The 15,112-nt window shown below is 66.3% G+C and carries 14 protein-coding genes and 1 tRNA gene; 7 read left to right on the forward strand and 8 right to left on the reverse strand.

Annotation, left to right across the window (positions count from 1 at the left end):
* Positions 1–4: 4 nt before the first annotated feature.
* The 6 genes from fdxH to R9B84_RS24465 all read left to right on the forward strand — a co-directional run bounded on the left by fdxH (position 5) and on the right by R9B84_RS24465 (position 6,151).
* The gene (gene fdxH / locus R9B84_RS24440) at positions 5–919 is read left to right on the forward strand and encodes a formate dehydrogenase subunit beta (protein WP_423762613.1); all 915 of its coding nucleotides are present in this window, start codon (positions 5–7) and stop codon (positions 917–919) included.
* The gene (locus R9B84_RS24445; protein WP_039370262.1) at positions 916–1,542 is read left to right on the forward strand and encodes a formate dehydrogenase subunit gamma; all 627 of its coding nucleotides are present in this window, start codon (positions 916–918) and stop codon (positions 1,540–1,542) included. Before fdxH ends, R9B84_RS24445 begins: the two co-directional genes overlap by 4 nt.
* Before the next feature lie 109 nt (positions 1,543–1,651).
* Positions 1,652–2,587: a formate dehydrogenase accessory protein FdhE gene (fdhE, locus tag R9B84_RS24450; protein ID WP_423762614.1), complete on the forward strand. Its 936-nt coding sequence runs from the start codon at positions 1,652–1,654 to the stop codon at positions 2,585–2,587.
* Between the two features lie 75 nt (positions 2,588–2,662).
* Positions 2,663–4,102 carry an L-seryl-tRNA(Sec) selenium transferase gene (selA, locus tag R9B84_RS24455; RefSeq protein WP_423762615.1) on the forward strand — a complete coding sequence of 480 codons (1,440 nt, stop codon included), beginning with the start codon at positions 2,663–2,665 and terminating at the stop codon, positions 4,100–4,102.
* On the forward strand, positions 4,099–6,024 hold the full coding sequence (selB, locus tag R9B84_RS24460) for a selenocysteine-specific translation elongation factor (protein WP_423762616.1): 1,926 nt from the start codon (positions 4,099–4,101) through the stop codon (positions 6,022–6,024). Before selA ends, selB begins: the two co-directional genes overlap by 4 nt.
* Positions 6,025–6,055: 31 nt before the next feature.
* Positions 6,056–6,151, forward strand: a tRNA-Sec gene (locus R9B84_RS24465).
* A gap of 361 nt (positions 6,152–6,512) precedes the next feature.
* Here the strand turns inward: R9B84_RS24465 and R9B84_RS24470 are convergent.
* From R9B84_RS24470 to R9B84_RS24505, 8 genes are all read right to left on the reverse strand, one after another.
* Positions 6,513–7,706 carry an MFS transporter gene (locus tag R9B84_RS24470; RefSeq protein WP_423762617.1) on the reverse strand — a complete coding sequence of 398 codons (1,194 nt, stop codon included), beginning with the start codon at positions 7,704–7,706 and terminating at the stop codon, positions 6,513–6,515.
* Positions 7,707–7,829: 123 nt separating this feature from the next.
* A complete protein-coding gene (locus tag R9B84_RS24475; RefSeq protein WP_423762618.1) occupies positions 7,830–9,257 on the reverse strand; it encodes an MFS transporter in 1,428 nt (475 codons plus the stop codon).
* 206 nt (positions 9,258–9,463) lie between these two features.
* The gene (gene aroQ / locus R9B84_RS24480; protein ID WP_423762619.1) at positions 9,464–9,907 is read right to left on the reverse strand and encodes a type II 3-dehydroquinate dehydratase; all 444 of its coding nucleotides are present in this window, start codon (positions 9,905–9,907) and stop codon (positions 9,464–9,466) included.
* A 19-nt stretch (positions 9,908–9,926) separates the two neighbouring features.
* Positions 9,927–10,760, reverse strand: a complete 834-nt coding sequence (aroE, locus tag R9B84_RS24485) for a shikimate dehydrogenase (RefSeq protein WP_423762620.1) — start codon at positions 10,758–10,760, stop codon at positions 9,927–9,929.
* Positions 10,760–11,980, reverse strand: coding sequence for a CaiB/BaiF CoA transferase family protein (locus tag R9B84_RS24490; RefSeq protein ID WP_423762621.1), 1,221 nt, complete (start codon positions 11,978–11,980; stop codon positions 10,760–10,762). The genes aroE and R9B84_RS24490 overlap by 1 nt, the downstream gene beginning before the upstream one ends.
* Positions 11,980–12,438, reverse strand: a complete 459-nt coding sequence (locus tag R9B84_RS24495) for a MaoC family dehydratase (RefSeq protein WP_059606268.1) — start codon at positions 12,436–12,438, stop codon at positions 11,980–11,982. Before R9B84_RS24495 ends, R9B84_RS24490 begins: the two co-directional genes overlap by 1 nt.
* 2 nt (positions 12,439–12,440) lie before the next feature.
* Positions 12,441–12,833: a VOC family protein gene (locus tag R9B84_RS24500; RefSeq protein WP_069260455.1), complete on the reverse strand. Its 393-nt coding sequence runs from the start codon at positions 12,831–12,833 to the stop codon at positions 12,441–12,443.
* Positions 12,830–13,780 carry a ketopantoate reductase family protein gene (locus tag R9B84_RS24505; protein WP_423762622.1) on the reverse strand — a complete coding sequence of 317 codons (951 nt, stop codon included), beginning with the start codon at positions 13,778–13,780 and terminating at the stop codon, positions 12,830–12,832. The genes R9B84_RS24500 and R9B84_RS24505 overlap by 4 nt, the downstream gene beginning before the upstream one ends.
* 132 nt (positions 13,781–13,912) lie before the next feature.
* Here R9B84_RS24505 and R9B84_RS24510 point away from each other — a divergent pair, with 132 nt between their 5' ends.
* The gene (locus tag R9B84_RS24510; protein ID WP_423762623.1) at positions 13,913–14,845 is read left to right on the forward strand and encodes a LysR family transcriptional regulator; all 933 of its coding nucleotides are present in this window, start codon (positions 13,913–13,915) and stop codon (positions 14,843–14,845) included.
* Positions 14,846–15,112: the final 267 nt, after the last annotated feature.

Here is a 15,112-nt window from a genome sequence, read left to right on the forward strand (position 1 = left end):
AGAGATGGCATTGCAATCGCTGGATATCAAGCGCGTCTCGGCCACCACGACGCCACCGTCCACGGTGCGCGAACCGGTGACCGGGAGCGTCGCGAAGCTGATCGACGTATCGAAGTGCATCGGCTGCAAGGCATGCCAGACGGCGTGCATGGAGTGGAACGACCTGCGCGACGAAGTCGGCACCAACGTCGGCGTATACGACAACCCGGCCGACCTGACCGAGCACTCGTGGACGGTGATGCGGTTCTCCGAATACGAGAACCCGGCCGGCGACCTCGAATGGCTGATCCGCAAGGACGGCTGCATGCACTGCGAGGATCCGGGCTGCCTGAAGGCGTGTCCGTCGCCGGGCGCGATCGTGCAGTACAACAACGGGATCGTCGATTTCCACGAGGAGAACTGCATCGGTTGCGGCTATTGCGTGACCGGCTGCCCGTTCAACGTTCCGCGGATCTCGAAGAAGGATCATCGCGCGTACAAGTGCACGCTCTGTTCCGACCGCGTCGCGGTCGGCCAGGAACCGGCCTGCGTGAAGACCTGCCCGACGGGCGCGATCGTGTTCGGCACCAAGGAGGACATGAAGCAGCACGCGGCCGAGCGGATCGAGGACCTGAAGGAGCGGGGCTTCGAGCATGCGGGGCTGTACGACCCGCAGGGCGTCGGCGGCACGCACGTGATGTACGTGCTGCACCATGCCGATAAACCGTCGCTGTACCACGGGCTGCCCGACAACCCGTCGATCAGCCCGATGGTGAAGCTGTGGAAGGGCATCGCGAAGCCGCTCGCGGTCGCCGGCATCGCGCTGACGGCGCTTGCCGGGTTCTTCCACTACGTCCGGGTCGGTCCGAACGAGGTGAGCGACGACGAGGAATCGGCCGCGCGCGACGAGGCGCGACGCATCAAGGAGGACGCGAAATGAAGCACGACGACCCCAACCTGATCGTCCGCTACTCGGCGAACGAGCGCACGAACCACTGGATCACCGCGATCACGTTCGTGCTGCTCGCGCTGTCCGGGCTCGCGCTGTTTCATCCGTCGATGTTCTGGCTGACCGCGCTGTTCGGCGGCGGCCAGTGGACGCGGATCCTGCATCCGTTCGTCGGCCTCGTGATGTTCGTGTCGTTCGCGATCCTGGTCGTGCGCTTCTGGCACCACAACGCGCTCGATGCGGACGACCGGCAGTGGCTGAAGCAGATCGGCGACGTGCTGACCAACCAGGAAGACAAGCTGCCGCCCGTCGGCCGCTATAACGCCGGGCAGAAGCTGCTATTCTTTACGTTGGTGGCGTGCCTGCTGTTGCTCCTGCTGTCGGGGGTCGTGATCTGGCGGCGCTACTTCTCGTTCTACTTCCCGATCGGGGTGATCCGCGCGGCCGCTGTCGTGCATGCCGTGGCGGCCTTCGTGCTGATCGCGAGCATCATCGTGCACATTTACGCGGCGTTGTGGGTGAAGGGCTCGATCGGCGCGATGGTGCGTGGCACCGTCACGCTGGGCTGGGCCCGCAAGCATCACCCGAAGTGGTTCCGTGAAAGCGTGAAATAACGCACCGGAGCGGGGTAGTTCGCCGATCGCGGCGGGCCGCCCCGTCAGCCGTCGGAACTGCCTGTGAAGCGCCGATCCGTCGGCGCTTGTTCATTTGGAAGACATATTTGTGACACAACGCATTCTCGAACCGACCGAGATCTCGGCACTCGATCATTCGGCCATTCCGCGCTTTCGCCTGCCGGAGCGCGCCACCGCGTTCTCGGCGCGCGCCGCGCGGCTGCGCAAGCTTGCCGACCTGAACCCGATCAGCGGCTACCTGCGGCTGATGGCCACCGTCGCCGACGCGCAGCACGCGACGCTGCAGACGCTGGAGCTGCCGCTGCCGTCGCAGGAGGCGATCGCACGCGCGCAGCAGCATTCGATGCCGCTCGTGCCGGCGCTCGACGGCGAGCGCGATCCGCGCTGGCGCGCCGTGCTGCACGAGCTGCTCGACCGCGTCGAAGGCGCCGGGCTCGTCAATCCGTCGCTGGCGAAGTTGCTCGACCGGCTGCGCCTGACGGCGCCCGCCGAACTCGACGCGCAGGCCGACGCGATCCTCGCGCTGCGCTTCGCCGAGGTCGATCCGGCCACCGCGCCGTTCCTGATGGCCGCGCTGCAGGTCGTGTGGACGGATTTCGCCAGCCGCGTGACGCCGGCCGACGTCCCGTATCTCGACCAGCCGGGGCTGTGCCCCGTGTGCGGCACGCAACCGGTCGCGAGCGTCGTGCGGGTCGGCGGCCAGTTCCAGGGCTACCGTTTCCTGCAGTGCGGGCTGTGCACGACCGAGTGGCACATGGTGCGCACGAAGTGTTCGCACTGCGATTCGACGAAGGGTATCGCGTACCACGGGATCGAGGGCGGCAGCGAAGCCGTCAAGGCCGAATCGTGTGACGAGTGCAAGACCTATCGCAAGATCGGCTATCAGGAGAAGGACTACGAGTTCGAGCCGCTGGCGGACGATCTCGCGAGTCTCACGCTCGATCTGCTGATGAACGAGGCCGGGTACCAGCGCAGTTCGCCGAACCCGCTGCTGTGGCCGGATGTCTCGCGCGAAGCGGATTGAAGGCACGGAGCCGGGGGCGGTGCGCGAGCATTGGCCTCGGCCGACTGCGAAGCATGAGACTGGAGCCACTACTACGTGACCGAACCGGGTGTGAATGAACTGAATGCGGTGCTGGCGCGCGTGCCGTCGGTCGAGCGGGTGCTGTCGTCGGCACCGCTGCAACCGCTGCTTGCCGACTATGGCCGTACGCGCGTGCTGAACGCCGTGCGCGCCGAACTCGAACGCTGGCGTACCGCCGCGCAGCACGATCCGGCGGCGGCCGAGCCGCTCGACGAGCCGCGCATCGCCGTGGCCGTCGCGCGCACGCTGGCCGCGCAGAGCGCGGGCACCGTACGCGCGGTGTTCAACCTGACCGGCACCGTGCTGCATACGAACCTCGGGCGCGCGTTGTTGCCCGACGACGCGGTGCGCGCGGTGGTCGACGCGCTCACGCAGCCCGTCAATCTCGAATTCGATCTCGCCACGGGCCGCCGCGGCGATCGCGACGACCTGATCGACGATCTGCTGTGCGAACTGACGGGCGCGGAAGCGGCGACCGTCGTCAACAACAATGCGGCGGCTGTGCTGCTGACGCTGTCGGCGCTCGCGTCGAAGCGCGAAGTTGTCGTGTCGCGCGGCGAACTGGTCGAGATCGGCGGCGCATTCCGCATTCCCGACATCATGAGTCGCGCCGGCGCCAGGTTGCGCGAGGTCGGCACGACCAACCGTACCCATCTGCGCGACTACGCGGACGCGATCGGCCCGCGCACCGCGCTGTTGATGAAGGTGCACTGCAGCAACTACGCGATCAGCGGCTTCACGAAGGAGGCGACGCTCGCCGAACTCGCACCGCTCGCGCGCGAGCACGGGCTGCCAGTCGCCGTCGATCTCGGCAGCGGCACGCTCGCCGACCTGTCGTTATGGGGGCTGCCGCACGAGACGACCGTGCAGGAAACCGTCGCCGCCGGCGCAAACGTTGTCACATTCAGCGGCGACAAGCTGCTCGGCGGGCCGCAGGCCGGCCTGATCGTCGGCGATCGCGCGCTGATCGCGAAGATCAAGAAACATCCGCTCAAGCGCGCGCTGCGCGTCGGCAAGCTGACGCTCGCGGCGCTCGAACCCGTGCTGCGGCTCTATCAGGCACCCGAATTCCTGCGGGAGCGACTCACGACACTGCGCCTGCTGACGCGTCCGCAGCGTGAGATCGCCGAGGCCGCCGAACGCGTGCGCCCGGTGCTGCAAGCTGCGCTCGGCAGCGGTTTCGACGTGACGGTCGAACCGATGTTCAGCCAGATCGGCAGCGGCGCGCTGCCGGTCGACCAATTGCCGAGCGCCGGGCTCGTCGTGCGCACGCCGGACGGCAAACGCGGCGGCCGCGCGCTTGCGCAGCTCGAGAAACGGCTGCGCGAATGGCCGCGCCCGGTGATCGGCCGCATCGCCGATAACGCACTGCGGCTCGACTTGCGCTGCCTCGAAGCCGCCGACGAAGCGGCATTCGTCGCGCAATGCGTGCCATCCGCGGGGCCCGCTGCATGATCGTCGGTACCGCGGGGCACATCGACCACGGCAAGACGACGCTTGCGCGCGCGCTGACGGGCGTCGATACCGATCGCTTGAAGGAAGAGAAGGCGCGCGGCATCTCGATCGAGCTCGGCTACGCGTATACGCCGCTCGAGAACGGCGACGTGCTCGGCCTGATCGACGTGCCGGGCCACGAGAAGCTGATTCACACGATGGCGGCCGGCGCGTGCGGGATCGACTTCGCGCTGCTCGTGATCGCCGCCGACGATGGCGTGATGCCGCAGACGCGCGAGCATCTCGCGATCCTGCAACTGCTCGGCGTCACGCATGGCGCGGTCGCACTGACGAAGTGCGATCGTGTCGACGCCGCGCGCGTCGCGCAGGTGCGCGACGAGATCGCCGCATGGCTGCACGACTCGACGCTGGCCGGTGCGCCGATCTTCGAAACCCGTGCGACGGCTGTGGATGACGCGGGCGTCGCCGCGTTGAAGCGTCACCTGGCCGACGCGGCGATCGCGTGGCGCGCGCGCCGCGACGATGGCCTGTTCCGGCTCGCGGTCGATCGCGTGTTCACGCTTGCGGGGCAGGGGACCGTCGTGACCGGCACCGCGTTCGCGGGCCGCGTCGCGACGGGCGACACGCTCGCGATCGTGCGCACGGGCGGCGCGGCGCGTGTGCGCAGCATCCATGCGCAGAACCGGCCGGTCGAGGCCGGCCGCGCGGGCGAGCGTTGCGCACTGAACCTGGCCGGCGTCGACAAGGCCGACGTCGAGCGCGGCGATACCGTCGCCGATGCACGGCTTGCTGCGACGTCGCCGCGCGTGGACGTCGAGTTGACGCTGCTCGCGGACGCCGGGTTGACGCTGACGCACTGGGCGCCGCTGCACGTGCATCTCGGCACGCTGCATCGCGTTACGCATGTCGCGCTGCTCGACGGCGATACGCTCGCGGCCGGCCAACGGATGCGCGTGCAACTGGTATTCGACGAACCGGTGTTTGCGCTGCCGGGCGACCGGTTCATCGTCCGCAATCCGCAGGCGACGCGTACTGTCGGCGGCGGTCGCGTGCTCGATCCGTTCGGGCCGGCGCGCAAGCGCCGCACGCCCGCGCGCCGTGCGTGGCTCGATGCGCTCGCCGCGTGGCTCGACGCGGGGCGCCTCGATGCGCTGCTCGCGCAGGCGCCGCTCGGCATCCCGCGCGCGATGCTCACGCATCTCACCGGTTTCGCGCCGGACGCACTCGCGTTGCCCGACGACGCGCTGGCGATCGGGCAGCGCGATGCCGCGTCGAACGACGGTGCGGTGATTTCGCATGCGCACTGGCGCGCGCTGCAGACGCGCGCGATCGATACGCTGCATGCGTATCACGAGCGCATGCCGGACGAGCAGGGGCTGGACGCCGCGCGCCTGCGGCGGATGGCGGCGCCGCTCGCCGGCGATGCGTTGTGGCGTGCGCTCGTCGATGCGCTGGTGTCCGGCGGCGAAGTCGCGCGAAGCGGGCCGTGGCTGCATCTGCCGTCGCATTCGGTGAGCCTCGATGCGCGCGAGGAAGCGCTGGCGCAGCAACTGCTGCCGCTGATTCATGCGGGGCGCTTCGATCCGCCGTGGGTGCGCGACCTGGCCCGCGACACAGGCGCGGCCGAGGACGCGGTGCGTACGCTGCTGCGCAAGCTTGCACGGCGCGGCGACGTGCACCAGGTCGTGCGCGACCTGTTCTATCACGCGGATGTCGTCCGCGAGCTGGCGGAACTGGTCGCGCATCTCGCGCCTTCGCGCGGCGGCGGGCTCGATGCCGCGACGTTTCGCGACGCGACGGGGCTCGGCCGCAAGCGCGCGATCCAGATTCTCGAGTTCTTCGATCGGGTTGGGTATACTCGCTTCCACCGCGATCTTCACTTCCTGCGGCCTGACAGCGGTTGGGTGGGTATTCAGGCGTAGGCGCTCGTTGTTCTTTTGGTTGTTTTCCCACGGAAGGCATTCGTATCCGGTGGTACGGCCGGGCTTCAAACCCGGTTGGGGGTGTCAGACACTCCCGGGTCGGTTCGACTCCGGCTGCCTTCCGCCATTCAAGGGTTCGCGGGCATTCCGATTTCTTCCGCAGACGTCCTGTAGCGCGCTGAGTTCAAAGCGATTCATGGGTAACGATATGCTTGCCGCTTCCGTGGCCGTCCCGCAAAATTTCCGCACCAAGTATGGGTAGCAGTGTGGGCTTTGTGGGTAAGAAGGAGCGCAACATGGCAGGCCGACAGTTTCACAGCTCAGTGCCTTGCGGGTCGCAAAGGAAGTAGCCCCTGGTCACTACGCTGACGGCGCCGGCCTCATGCCACACATCGCTAACAACTTCCCGCCACCGTCCGGCCTGGCTGGGTTCCGATAATATCGACGCGAGACTCAGCGTCTGACCGGCGACAGAATGCCGCCACGTGTCACGCAGTCGCGTGGTTGATTTTGGGCAGCCACGCAAACGCAATCGTTACCAGTGTCACGCCCACCACGAGCATCGGCACCACCATTGGCCACGCGCCCAGTTGATAGCGCGGATCGGTGAAAGCCGCTGCCGTCTGTCCCACGCTGAAAGCGAAGAACATCATGATGAAGCCGGACCAGGATACCGCGCGACCCGCAAGATGAGGCAGGCTGCTGACTGCCCCCGCCTGCCCGCATGGCTGATGGATCCCGTGGCCGAGGCAATACACGCCATGCCCCGCGAGCAGCGGCCAGATGCTCCCGGGAAACAACGCGCAGCCCACCGCCTGAATCACCGCGCCGGAGAGGCTCAACGTTGCACCTTGTCGCACCGTTCGCAGCATGCTCTGACGTCGCAACAACAGGCGGCAGCCATACGTACTCAGGACATAGACGAACGTACCGCTCGCCGGTATCCAGCCATATCGCTGGGGCGACAGGCCGAGATGCCGGATGTAGATTGCGGGAGACAGCAATAGAAAGCAGAACATGCCGGTGTACGTCGACGCGGCCAGCAACGCCCATACCCTGAACGTGGCATTGCCGAATATCTCGCGCACGTCCCGGATCGAGCTTCGGCTCGAAGCGATTCTGGCGAAGCTTTCCTCGAAGCCGTACCAGCACATGACGAGCAGTCCGAACGCATACAGGCTCATCCCCGCGAGCACCCATCGCCATCCGGCCTGCTGCGTGACATACGCACCGAGAATCGGCGCGAGGAACGCCATCATCCCCATTCCCATGAAACCGCGCGCCATCACGTACGGGCCGTCGGCCGCCGAATGCCGGTCGCGCACCGTCGCGCGCGCGCATACCAGTATCGCGGCCATGGCAAAGCCCTGCATCGCGCGCGCGGCCACCAGCATCGCCGCGGTCGAAGCGAGCGCAGCCGCGAGCGCTGCCAGCGCATAGAGCGCAAGGCCGCTCAGCAACACGGGGCGGCGGCCGTATCGGTCGGAAAGACTGCCCATCGGCAATTGCCCGATACCGAATATCAATGCGAAAACCGTGAGGCTGACGCTGGCGGACCCCAGCGTTGCGGCGATTTCAGGCAGCGCCGGCAGGTAACTGTCGGTCGCCACCGGCTGGGCCGCCAGCAGAAGCGGCAACATGAGCGCGAAGTTCAGGCGAGCAGGGCGCGTGGTGTCGGGCATGACGGTTTTCGGCACGGTATCAGGCATCGGTCACGCAAGTTGGCTCAGTCAGTGAGGGCGCAGCAGCAAGCTGGCAATGATTGGCGGAAGGGGCGCCGAACACGACGCCCCGGCGAGCGCTGGCTAGCTGCCGACGGATCCTGGCACGTGTTCGCGCACGATGCGATTGCGCGACGTCGCCGCGACGCGCAGCCGGTCGTATTCTGCCTGGTCGACCGGTTGAGCGTTCGCTCGTCCCAGGTCGTTCATATGGACACGATGGGTCTCGCGTGCGCTCAAGGCTGCGAGCGACGCAATCACGGTGATGCCGAACGCGATCGCACCGACGATCAGCCAGACGTGATGTGCTCCGGGCGGCGCGACTGCCGTGAACAGAGCGGGCAGCATCGCCGTGGCCGCGGTACCGAGGTTCTGCGCGATGGCCATCGCCGAGACGCGGGTGCGGGTCGGGAAGAGTTCCGGGTAAAAGGCGGGAAATACCGCGTTGTAGCCCTGATACACGACACCCCACATGAGCATCGACATCGCGAATGCGAGCGGCACGTTGCGGATGCTGATCGCATACAGGTAGGCGAACGCGAGCAGCCCGGCGGCCAGCGAGCCGACGATGATCGGCGGCCGGCGTCCGACCTTGTCGGACAGGTTGCCGACGAACGGAATCACGATCATCGCAACGATATTGCCCACCACCGTGATCCAGAGATAGATATCTTTCTGGAATCCGATTCCATATGCCGGCTGGACTGCATAGGCTGCGCCGAAGATCGTGGCGACGACCGGAATCACGTTCATCATCGACATGCAGGCAACGCGCACCATGTCGGGAAAGTGATGCCTGAAAGCGTCGGCCACGGGCGAGCCGGCTTGCGACCGGTTGCGTACCGCTTCGTCGAAGGCCGGCGACTCGTCGACCTTGCGGCGAATGATCAAGCCCGCAACGATGACCAGCGCACTCAGCAGGAACGGAATGCGCCAGCCCCACCTATCGAATTGCGCGGACGGCATGTAGTAGGCGAGCGGCAGGAACACGGCGGCGGCCAGCACTTGCCCGGCCTGCACGCCCTGTAGCGTGAAGCTGACGAAGTATCCGCGTCGACCGAACGGCGCGTGCTCCAGGATCATCGAGCTCGCGCCGGTAATCTCGCCGGCCACCGCGAAACCTTGAAGCAGGCGAAGCGTCACCAGCAATGCAGGCGCGATCAGCCCGGCTTGCTGATAGGTCGGCAGGAGGCCGACTCCGACGGTCGAGATTCCCATCAGAAACATGCAGAAAAGCAGGACGGTTTTCCGTCCGCGCGTGTCGCCGAGATGGCCCAGCACGAACGCGCCGATCGGGCGGGACACATAGCCGACACCGTAAGTGGCCAGCGACGCGATGATGGCTGTCGTGGGGCTGCCGTGCGGAAAGAATATCTGCGGGAAGATCAGCGCCGATGCCGTGGCGTAGATGAAGAAATCGTAGTATTCGAGCACCGAGCCGATCCAGCCGCTGACGGCGGCTTTTCTCGATTGGTGCCTGCCCCGGGGCCCGTCTCGCAAGGTCATGGTCATCGTCGTCTCCAGATATTGATATGTGTGCCGGGCAACGCAGGTGGTGCGGGGAGCCGTCACTGCCCGATGTATCGACTCCGTTGTGTGACCTGACCGAGGCCCATCGATACGACGCACGGCGAACAACCGAGTGCGCAACGCCGTGCACCCGGCAGCGGTTGCGCATGTGCGTCGGTCCCGCATCGGCAGCCGATGCGGGAATCGGCCTATTCCTCGCCGAGCGCCGAGACCGCGGCCCTCAGCGCCAGCAGATAGCTTTGAACACCGAAGCCGCAAATCTGCCCGCTGACGATCTCGGCCAGGACGGAGTGATGCCGGAACGGCTCGCGTGCATGAATGTTGGACATGTGCAGTTCGACGATCGGGCACGTGAGGATGGCAAGGGCATCGCGAATGCCGTAGCTGTAATGCGTCCATGCGCCCGCGTTGATCAGCACCGCATCCTGGCGTTCCTCGAAGGCGCGATGAATGCGCTCGCACATCGCGCCTTCGCTGTTTGTCTGGAACGAGTCCACCTGTACACCCAGTTCCTCCGCCAGCCCGTGCAGCCGTGCATCGATCTGCGCGAGCGTGATCGTCCCGTACTGTGCCGGGTCGCGCTTGCCGAACATGTTGTGATTGATGCCGTGCAGCATCAGGATCTTCTTCATGGGAGTTTCCATTGCGGGTTCAGTCAAACGGCACGGCCAGCCGATCGATCACCGAACTGGTCTCGGGGCGTACGCCGCGCCACCACGCGAATGCTTCGGCCGCCTGCTCGACGAGCATGCCGACGCCATCCGCAATTCCGTGCACGCCTGCGTTTTTCGCGAGCCGGAGGAACGGCGTCAGACGCTTGCCGTATGCAAGTTCGTAGGCCGTGCCGGCCGGACTGAACACGCTCGGCGGGACCGGCGGCAGGTCGCCGGTCAGGCTGGCCGACGTCGCATTGACGACCAGGTCGAAACGCCCCATCCGTGCGAGGTCAGCATAGCCGCTGGCAACGAGCGGACCGCGTTCGGCAACCTGCGCGACCAATGCGCGCACCTTGTCGACGTCGCGATTCGCGATGACCAGTTCAGCCGGTCCGGCTTCGAGGAACGGCAAAAGCGCGCCGCGTGCCGCGCCGCCCGCACCGAGCACCAGGACACGCTTGCCGGCCATCGGCAGATTGAGGTTCGCCTCGATATCGCGAACCAGGCCGATGCCGTCGAAGTTGTCTGCCAGGATGCGGCCACGGTCGAACTTGAGCGCGTTGGCCGCGCCCGCGAGCTGCGCACGCTCGCTGCGTTCGTCCGACATCGCGAACGCGTCGAGCTTGAACGGCGCAGTGACGTTGATGCCTTTGCCGCCACCCTCGAAAAACGCACGAACCGCGGCTGCGAAAGCGCCTGCCGGCTCGACGGGCCCCTCGATCGCCGTATAGCGGAGGTCCTGCCGCGACTCCTGCGCGAAGAGGCCGTGAATCAACGGGGACTTCGTGTGTCCGATCGGATTGCCGATCACCGCGTATTGGTCGGTCATCATTGGCTCGCTTTTGAATAGAGGACGCCGTCGGCCTGCATCGCGTCGATTTCGGCCGGATCGAACCCGAGGGAGCGCGCGACTTCCGCGTTGTGCTGCCCGAGATCGGGCGCGACGTCGCGAATCGTCGTATCGCAATCGGAAAACCGGAACGGCAGGTTGGGCAGGCGCAGCGTTCCGTAGCGCGGATGCTGTTGCTCGACGACCATGCCTCTTGCCTGGATCTGCGGATCGTTCAATACCTCGTCGATGCGCTGCACTTTCGCGCACGGAACGTCGATGCCGTCCAGCAGTTCGAGCACCGACGCGACGGAACGTGCGGCCACCCACGGCTCGACCACCGACAGAATCTCCGAGCGGTGCGCGTTGCGGCCGGTGCTGTCGTGAAACCGTGTGTCGGCGCCGAAGTCCGCCGGGCCGCCGTGCGTCGCGATCAGATCGGCGAAGCGTTTCCACGCGTCGTCGACTTGCGCGGCGATCACGAGATCGCCGTCCGCGGCGCGGAATACGCCGTAGAGCGTCGAGGTCGGCATGTCGTGCCCGGTCTGCTCGGGCAGCACGCCCTGCAGCGTGTAGCACTGCACCGCATATTCGTGCATCGATACCAGCGTGTCGTACAGCGCCATGTCGATGTGTTGCCCGCGGCCGCTCTTCACGCGCCCCAGCAGCGCGGCGTTGATGGCCGCGACCGCATGAATGCCGGTGTACATGTCGCCGAGCGAGATGCGCAGCAGCGGCGGCCGCTCGCCCGGCGTGCCCACCATCTGCATGATTCCGCTCTTGGCTTCCGCGATCAGCCCGAAGCCTGCGCGATGCGCATCGGGACCGGTATGCCCGTACGCAGAAATCGAACAGTAGACGAGGCCCGGATTGCGCGCCGACAATTCGGCATAGCCGAGCCCGAGCTTGTCCAGTGCGCCCGGCCGATAGTTCTCGATGAACACGTCGGCGGAGTCGCACAGCCGCTGCATGAACGCCTTGCCGCGCGCGTCCTTCATGTTGACGCTCACGCCGCGCTTGCCCATGTTGAGCTGCAGGAAATAGCCGCTTTGCTGGTCGTCGAGCACGGTCGCGTGCTGGCGTCCGGCGTCGCCTGACCCGGGGCGCTCGACCTTGATGACTTCGGCGCCGAGCGCCGCCAGACAGCGCCCGACATACGGCCCGGCAAGGAAGTGGCTGTAGTCGATGACGCGAATGCCTTCGAGTGGGCGAGCCTGCATTACAGTGCCTCCGGGCGGCGCGGCACCATCAGGCGATGCTCGCCGCGTTGAACGACCTGACCGTCCTGATTGATCAGCTCCGACGGCAGCACGACGATGCCCCAATCCGGGCGACTCTTGCTGGCCCGCATCGAGCCGACGCGGAACTTCACGTGCAGCACGTCGCCGACCTTGATCGGCAGCAGGAAATCCCAGCTCCAGCCGAGCGACATGCCCGGCAGAAAGCGATAGTCGCTCTGCGTCTTCAGGCCGTCGGCGATGGACAGGCCAAACAGCCCGTGCGCGACGAGGCAGCCGAAATGGCTCGCGTTTGCGTATTCCTCGTCCACGTGGACGGGCGTATGGTCGCCGGTGAGGTCGGCGTACGCGAGAATGCGCTCCTTGGTCACGATGTAGCTCGGGCTCGTGCACGTGTCACCCTCGCGGGCGTCGTCCCAGTATTTTTCGACGATCGTCATGGTCACGCCTCCGCGCGCGGGTTGATCGCCAGCGCCTGCGCGACGCAGGAAGCCGGCCTCGCCTGGATCAGTTCGACGGCGAGCCCGTCGGGCAGGCGAAGCCAGTTGCGCCCCTGCGGCATCTCCGTCACGCCGAATCGTTGTGCCGCGGCCAGTGCGGCCTCCAGGTCCTCGCACATCACGCCGAGATGGGCGAGCCGGCCTTCCGGGCCATCGTGTTCCGGCGCGTGGATGAACTGCAGGCCGCCGAGCGTCCAGTACTGCCGCGGTGCGTCGAGCGTGCCGTCCACTTCGCGCAGGGTCATGCCGAGCACGTCCTCGAAGAAGCGGATGTGCCAGCGGATGTCCTTCACCCAGATCGCTACGTGTTCCAGATAGGCTTTCGGGGCACTCATGCTGCAGCCTCCTCGCGCTGGCGATCGGCCATCGCGCGCTCGAGCCCCTTGATGCAGGCGACGAGCGTGGCATTCACCGGGGTCGGCACGCCGTAGCGCTGCCCGCAGCGCACGACCGAACCGTTGATGAAGTCGATCTCGGTGATCGAGCCCTTCTCCAGGCTTTGCAGCATCGACGTCTTGAAGGACGCGGGCAGCCCCTCGGCGGCGAGCGTCCAGGCCTGTTCGGGATCGGTCATCGACAGCTTCACGCCGGCTGCCTGCGCCGCCGCGATCGCCTCGGCCACGGCCGCGAGCGACGTCGCCTTCAGCAGCGCCTCGTCGTAAAGCTGCCCGTAGGTGAGGCCGGTCAGCCCCGTCAGCGCGCCCGTCGCGACATTCACCAGCAGCTTGTCCCACATCGTGCCGACGATGTTGTCGCTGATCGTCGTGGCGAGGCCGGCGGCATTGAATGCGGCGGCGATCGCCTGCACGCGCGGTGTGACGCGGCCGTCGAGTTCGCCGATATAGGTGGTTTTGCCGATCACGCCGGATTCGATGTGACCCGCGCCGCGCAGCACGCCGCCGACGTAGGTCTTGCCCGCGAGGACACGCTCGTGGCCGACGACGTCGATCAGGATGTCCTCGTGTCCGAGGCCGTTCTGCAGCGACAGCACGGCGGTATCCGGCCCCACCAGCGATTGGGCGCCGCGGATGGCCGCATCGGTCTGGAACGACTTGACCAGCACCACCACCAGGTCGGCCACGCCGACATCGGCAACCCGAGTCGTCGCGTGAACGCGTACGTGGCGGGTGCCGCCGGCGTCGTCGACGCGCAGGCCGTCACCGCGCATCGCATCGACGTGCGCGGGCGAGCGGTCGATCAGCCAGGTCTCGTGGCCGCCTTGGGTAAGGGTGGCGCCGATCGCGCAGCCCAGCGCACCAGCCCCCAGAATCGCTATTTTCAATGGCTTCTCCTTTGTCGATCAGAGTTGGCGCTTTGGCGCCTTACTCTGGTCCCATGCAAAGCTGACGTATGGCACCACGATAGGAGTCGCCGCTCATGCCGACAATGCAATGGATACAATGGCGTCATTGCCATGGACAATAACGCCGCGATGCCAGCCGACCTGCCCGACCTGAAGCTGCTTCAGCTTTTCGATCTCCTGTACGACGTGCGCAGCGTCACGCGCGTTGCCGAGCAACTGGGCCAGAGCCAGCCGACGGTCAGCATCTGGCTCGGGCACTTGCGGGAACATCTGCACGATCCGCTCTTCATCCGGACACCCGGCGGCATGGCGCCGACACCGCAAGCCGACGCGCTGATCGGGCCATGCCGGGAGATTCTCGAATCTATGCGGCGCTTCACTGCGTGGGAGATCGCGTTCGATCCTGCGACGGCCCAGCGACGGTTTCGCATCTGCATGACCGACGCGAGCCACATCACGCTGCTTCCGCGGCTGCTGGCCCACGTCCGCGCGCAGGCGCCCGGCGTCCGGCTGGAGGCCGCACGGATCGACGGCAATACGGAGCGCGCGCTCGAATCAGGCGAAGCCGATCTCGCGATCGGCTATGTACCGTGGCTAGGCGGTGGCATTTATCAGCAGAAGCTGTACGACCAGGACTGGGTATGCCTGGCCAACCGGCATCACCCGAGGATTCGCGGTCGCCTCGGGGCGAAGCAGTATCGTTCCGAAGGACATGTCGCCATTACCGCGGGAACCGGGGCGCAACTCCTCGAACAGGCGCTGCGGCAGGCACGCATCGAGCGAGACGTGGTGCTGGAGTTGCCGGGTTTTCTGGGTCTGGGTGCGATCGTCCAGACGACCGACCTGATCACGACGCTACCCCGTCATATCGGCCAGACACTGGCTCAGGCGAGCGATCTGGCGGTTCATGCGTGCCCGATCCCGGTCGAAGGCTTCGCGGTACGGCAGCATTGGCATGCGCGCTATCACCATGAGGCCGGCAACCGGTGGCTGCGCGGCGTCGTGATTCAACTGTTCGGTGCATCGCATCCGTCCACAGCGTAGGGGTGTGCGCTTGTTCCGCGTTGCTCGGATCTATCCGTGTTGGGCAGCACGCCGGGTTCGAAGCCTGTGGCTAGTGCCGTGGCTGATTTTCGAGGAGGCGTTTGGCAACGGGTTGGGGCGAGTCGCGCGCGTTATCGGATCAGCGTCGAAATTCTGTCGGCAACGAGCACGGGGCTGGAGTCGCCGAGGCCGAGCAAAGCGGGCGTGCAGAATATGACGACCAGCTTCGTGCTCGATTCAGCCGTCCACAAGCGTTGATTGGAATTC

The sequence above is a fragment of the Burkholderia sp. NLJ2 genome, from assembly GCF_049487195.1.
In the GTDB taxonomy this organism is placed as follows: Bacteria; Pseudomonadota; Gammaproteobacteria; order Burkholderiales; family Burkholderiaceae; genus Burkholderia; species Burkholderia pyrrocinia.

Excerpts from the sequence above, each read along its gene's own strand:
- fdxH (WP_423762613.1), top strand. The coding sequence starts at position 5 with ATGGCATTGCAATCGCTGGATATCAAGCGCGTCTCGGCCACCACGACG.
- R9B84_RS24500 (WP_069260455.1), bottom strand. The coding sequence starts at position 12,833 with ATGAGTGCCCCGAAAGCCTATCTGGAACACGTAGCGATCTGGGTGAAG.
- R9B84_RS24470 (WP_423762617.1), bottom strand. The coding sequence starts at position 7,706 with ATGCCCGACACCACGCGCCCTGCTCGCCTGAACTTCGCGCTCATGTTG.
- aroE (WP_423762620.1), bottom strand. The coding sequence starts at position 10,760 with ATGACCGACCAATACGCGGTGATCGGCAATCCGATCGGACACACGAAG.
- R9B84_RS24445 (WP_039370262.1), top strand. The coding sequence starts at position 916 with ATGAAGCACGACGACCCCAACCTGATCGTCCGCTACTCGGCGAACGAG.
- selB (WP_423762616.1), top strand. The coding sequence starts at position 4,099 with ATGATCGTCGGTACCGCGGGGCACATCGACCACGGCAAGACGACGCTT.
- aroQ (WP_423762619.1), bottom strand. The coding sequence starts at position 9,907 with ATGAAGAAGATCCTGATGCTGCACGGCATCAATCACAACATGTTCGGC.
- R9B84_RS24490 (WP_423762621.1), bottom strand. The coding sequence starts at position 11,980 with ATGCAGGCTCGCCCACTCGAAGGCATTCGCGTCATCGACTACAGCCAC.
- R9B84_RS24495 (WP_059606268.1), bottom strand. The coding sequence starts at position 12,438 with ATGACGATCGTCGAAAAATACTGGGACGACGCCCGCGAGGGTGACACG.
- R9B84_RS24510 (WP_423762623.1), top strand. The coding sequence starts at position 13,913 with ATGGACAATAACGCCGCGATGCCAGCCGACCTGCCCGACCTGAAGCTG.
- R9B84_RS24475 (WP_423762618.1), bottom strand. The coding sequence starts at position 9,257 with ATGACCATGACCTTGCGAGACGGGCCCCGGGGCAGGCACCAATCGAGA.